This is a genomic window from Candidatus Cloacimonadota bacterium (genome assembly GCA_012516855.1).
Lineage (GTDB): Bacteria > Cloacimonadota > Cloacimonadia > Cloacimonadales > Cloacimonadaceae > Syntrophosphaera.
Window position 1 is genome coordinate 1 of sequence record JAAYWB010000023.1, and the last position, 2,800, is coordinate 2,800.

General features: G+C 51.5%; 1 pseudogene. It reads right to left on the minus strand.

Going from position 1 to position 2,800, the window contains the following annotated elements:
- Window positions 1-1,259: 1,259 nt before the first annotated feature.
- Window positions 1,260-2,375 (minus strand): annotated as a pseudogene (locus GX466_02240) (Nif3-like dinuclear metal center hexameric protein).
- Window positions 2,376-2,800: the final 425 nt, after the last annotated feature.

Sequence of the window (2,800 nt, forward strand, 5' to 3'; positions counted from 1 at the left end):
CTTCTCCTTGTTCTTTAGTTATTGGATTAAAACCATCAAAACAATGAGTGGGATCCGGCTCAACCTTTTTCTTCATCTGGCTGACTCCAATTTACACCAACCTTTGAGACACTACCGAATTGGGAGTACCAGATCAACTTTCTTGAGAATGAGATTATTGGACCTTCATATAAAACTATCCTATCTGATTACAAGATACCCCAAAGGAAAATATTTGAACAGAAATGTCTTGGGTCATTCCCATTTTCCGTCTCGAAAATTAACGTTTTTGTAGCTTTGTCTAATGTATTGTTATGGCTAATGTCGGTTAATTTTTGGTTCTTTTTATTACTATCCCGTAAACAGGTAAATGAAGTTGTCTCAGCATTACTCCCTGTGTTAAAAACTCTGACATACCTTTCACCTATTTGTTTGTTAATATTGTTAAACGGAGCTATTATACTTGCCTCGTATTATTTCTCTAGGATTAGTAGATCAGAGTTTGACGGCTGTACGGACTATGATAAGTCACATTCAGGTAAAACCAAGTCACATTCAGGTAAAACCCTATATTATTTTCAAAGGAGAGAAGATATATCAATTCCTGATTGATTAATTCAGTAATCGTAAAACCTATTGTAAGTTCAATCATAACAATTAATATAGCCTATGATGACAGGTATAAGTGACGGCCTATTATCATCCCAATGTAAAACCCTTCTGGTTGTTTTCCGGTTTAGGGTCCTCATCCACTTGATTTTAAAGAAAGCCATAACTGCTTACCCACGGCAATGTCCTGACTGTCCCACCCTTAACGCCCGAGACCATGCCCCTCCCACGCCCCTCACATAATCCCCGCATCAAATGCGGGCATTGTGCGGGAGGCGCATCAGGAATTCCTGACAGGGCCTTAACGGCCAGACAGCATCGCTTCGCTCCGGCACAGGCTGGCGTACAGGGAACGCAGTGAGCATGGACGACAGGAAGATCAACGGATTGAACGACAGGAAAGACTGCTGTGTCAATGCTGTTGGAGCCTGGAGTCCAGCGAGCCTGCGGGCTTGGACTATAGGAAGTGTTGCTGTCGTCGATGCTCGTTCCTCGCTCGACACCAGCCTCTCCGCCAACTTTTTTGCTGGCGATACTGCTACAGCCTGTGCGGGTAGCGGCGTCCGGCTTTGCCCACCGGGCTTGAAAGGGAGCCTTGTCTTCCTCCTTCCAATCCCCCACAGAACGGCATTGGCAAAAGAAATCCGCGGAGCTTCATCCCTCCGAGAAAATCATTCGCTTATGGGAATCGCCCCAGTATCCAGCATCTGCCGCCAGTATTCGTGCTCTTCCAGCGGCAGGACCTCACAGGGCAGGTTCCATCCCGTCAGCCAGCGCCGCAGCGTTTCCAGCACAGGGTATTCTGTGAAGAAGTGCCCGGCGTCGATAACCGGGATGCGCGATTCCAGCAGCGCGTGATAGCTGATGTCGCCGCTGATGAAGAGTCCGGCGCTACCCTCAGCGTTCTTCAGCACTGAGGCCCCGGCTCCGCCGCAAACCGCGACCCTCTCTATTCTTGTGCCGGGGTCAAGGCCCGCGGTCCAGAGCTTCGGATGGGGGCAGCGCAGGCGTTCCGAGACCAGTTGCGCGATTTCGCCCAAGGGCATGGCGGCTGGCAAATTGCCGACCAAACCGAGGCCATGGCCTGGATTGGGGCTGGCCACGGGAAACCAGTAGATCAGCGGAGTTTCATAAGGATGGACGCTTTTCACAGCCGCGATCACCGGCCCCAACGAGGCTTCGTCCACCATGAATTCCAGCTCTTCTTCCGAAACGGTGGTCCGGGGCTGGCCTGGATCACCGGGAATGAAGGGTTTGGCGCCCTCGCCGGATTCATAGGTTCCGGTGATGCGGTGCCGGGTAGAACAGGAGCTGTAGTTGCCGATCCTGCCTCCCCCGGCCGCGAAAACCGCCTCCGCCACCTTGTTCGTGTGGCCGATCGGGACGGTTACGGAAAGATGATGCCATTTGCCGCCCTGTTCGCTGTTGAGCAGGCCCGTAACCCGCAACCCAAGTTTTTCCGCCAGGGCCTGGTTCACTCCGTCCGCCGCCACATCCAGATTGGTGTGCAGACAGATAACGGCGATCCTGTTTTCAGCAAGCTTAAGCAGCAGAGGGTCACCAATGCGCTTCAGGGGCCTGAAAATCAGCGGATGGTGGGACAGGATCAGATCCGCCCCGATTTCCAGGGCCTTGTCAACCGCGTTAGGAGTAACGTCCAGGGTTATCAGCGCCTTGTGAAAATCTCTGGAGCCATCCCCCAGCAGCAGGCCCACATTGTCCCACTCCAGGGCAAGGGACGCCGGAGCCTTAGTTTCCAGCAGGGCAAGCAATTCCGATATCTGCATTTGCCACCTCTTTGGTTAGTTTCTCAGTTTGACCATCAATGGTTTCATCGGGGCGGCAAAGCGCTCAGGCGTCAAGCGAAATCTCGGCCGGCCGGCAGCCATCGGCGCGAAGTGGGAAAAGACTTGACCAAAAACACAGATGCCCGTTAGTTGTTAACTGATGTTTCGGAACTCCTGAAGTTCCCAAACGCGTTCAGGGAGAAAACCATGAAAAAAACACTGATAATTCTGGCTGTGTTGCTTGTGCTCGCGGGCGCGGCGCAGGCCAAGCTGAATTTTGGACTGATACCATTTCGCTTGCATAAATACTAGAATTGATTATCCTGTCTCTGTATTCATATCACTGGAGGTAGTGATGAGAAAGATTCAAGTAAGCGACACCTTGCCGGCATCAGAACTCAAACGTCGGATGCTAAGTAGCAAAG